This window comes from Microbacterium sp. H6, from assembly GCF_003314775.1.
Classification (GTDB): Bacteria; Actinomycetota; Actinomycetes; order Actinomycetales; family Microbacteriaceae; genus Microbacterium; species Microbacterium oxydans.
In genome coordinates, this window is sequence record NZ_QOAY01000151.1 from 30,752 (window position 1) to 32,693 (window position 1,942).

Annotated in this window: 2 protein-coding genes; both read left to right on the plus strand. The window is 71.4% G+C overall.

Annotation, left to right across the window (positions count from 1 at the left end; genetic code table 11):
* Window positions 1–706, plus strand: a 706-nt coding sequence (locus DSP71_RS09810) for an alpha/beta hydrolase (protein WP_147251275.1), incomplete at its 5' end; no start/stop codon positions are given.
* Window positions 703–1,920, plus strand: coding sequence for a multidrug effflux MFS transporter (locus DSP71_RS09815; protein WP_257021949.1), 1,218 nt, complete (start codon window positions 703–705; stop codon window positions 1,918–1,920). The genes DSP71_RS09810 and DSP71_RS09815, both read left to right, overlap by 4 nt.
* Window positions 1,921–1,942 lie beyond the last annotated feature (22 nt).

The window sequence follows — 1,942 nt, forward strand, 5'->3', positions numbered from 1 at the left end:
GATCCACGGCGGCGGCATGGTCCTCGGCACCCGGTTCTTCGGCACGGGCGAGCTCATCGACCTCGCGGAACGCCACGGCGTGATCGGCGTCGCCGTCGAGTACCGCCTCGCCCCCGAGCATCCCGGTCCCGCACAGGCGGAGGACTGCTACGCGGCATTGGAGTGGATGGCCGCGCACGCCGACGAGCTCGGCATCGACCCGGACCGCATCATCGCCTCCGGCATGAGCGCGGGCGGCGGGCTCTCCGCTGCCGTCGCCCTGATGACACGCGACCGCGGCGGCCCACGCCTGGCAGGACAGCTGCTCGGCTGCCCGATGCTCGACGACCGCAACGACACCGTCTCCAGTCGCCAGTACGACGGGTTCGGCGCCTGGGATCGCCACAACAACGACACGGCCTGGAACGCCATCACCGGATCCGACCGCGGCACGGACCGGGTCTCCCCGTACACCTCGCCCGCGCGCGCCGACGACCTGTCCGGCCTCGCGCCCGCGTTCATCGAGGTCGGAGCGGCCGAGACGTTCCGAGACGAGGCGGTCGACTACGCCCTGCGCATCTGGGCGACGGGAAGTCGCGCGGAGCTGCACGTCTGGGCCGGCGGCTATCACGGGTTCTCCGGCTTCTCCCCCGAAGCGGAGGTCTCACGGGCGGCCGTCGCCGCTCGCGACAGCTGGCTGCGGCGCACCCTGCGCCTGGACGGATGAGCATCACCTCGTCCGGACCGACCCCGCGCCCGCGGATGGGCACGCTGCGGGCCATGCTCGTGCTCGGCATGCTGGAGGCGTTCGGTCCGCTGTCGATGGATCTGTATCTGCCCCAACTGCCGCAGCTCGCCGCGTCCCTCGACACCACCGAGGCGCTCGCTCAGGCGACGATGTCGGCGTGCATGATCGGCCTCGGCCTCGGCCAGCTCGTCGCCGGGCCGCTCAGCGATCGTCTCGGCAGGAGGTTCCCGCTCATGGTGGGCGTCTCGGCCTTCGCCGTGCTCTCCCTCCTGTGTGCTCTCGCCCCGACGATCGAGGTCCTGCTGGTGGTCCGCTTCCTGCAGGGTCTCGCGGGATCGGCCGGCATCGTGATCTGCCTCGCGATCGCCCGCGACCAGTTCGAGGGCGTCGAGCTGTCGCGCATGCTGTCGCTGTTGTTCCTGGTCTCGGGCACCGCGCCGATCGTCGCACCCGTGGTCGGCGGTCAACTCGCACTGATCATGGATTGGCGAGGCATCTTCGGCGTGCTCAGCGCGGTGGGTGTCGTGCTGCTCCTGGTCGTCGTGCTCGCCCTGCCGGAGACCCTGCCTGCCGCCGCCCGTCACGGCGGAGGTCTGCGCACGCTCGGACTCCATGCCGGGGCCGTCGTCCGCGATCGTCTGTTCGTGGCCGTGCTGTGCGCCGCAGCAGGAGGCGGTGTCGCCTTCTTCACCTACCTGTCGATGTCGTCGTTCGTGCTGCAGGACGAATTCGGCCTGAGCCCGCAGTCGTTCAGCCTCGCTTTCGCGGCCGGAGCGCTGGCCAGCATCGCCGGCAGCCAGCTCAGCCGTCTCGTGGTCGGCAGATGGGGCCCGCTGCGCGTGTACCTCGGCGGCATCTCGGCCACGCTGGTCGCGACGACCGCATTCCTGGCGCTCGCCCTCTCCGGTGTCGGCGTCACGGGCATCGTCGCCGCGTTGATCGGCTTCATGCTGTGCTCGGGGCTTGGTGGCCCCAACGGCCAGACCCTCGCGCTCGCCCACCACGGAGCACGGGCGGGCACCGCCTCTGCCCTGCTCGGCATGTCGACGTTCCTGTTCGGCCCCGTGCTCGCGCCGATCGCCGCGGGAGTCGGCGGCACGAACGCGGTCACGATGGCGGTGACGATGACCGTGGCTGCGGCCGTCGCCGCGGTCGCCGCGTGGGCGTTCGTGCGCCCGGCCGCGGTCGTCTGAGAGCTCCGCTCAGAATCCGAGG

Bases quoted from the DNA above. Each gene is read 5' to 3' on its own strand.
- DSP71_RS09815 (WP_257021949.1), top strand. From the start codon at position 703: ATGAGCATCACCTCGTCCGGACCGACCCCGCGCCCGCGGATGGGCACG.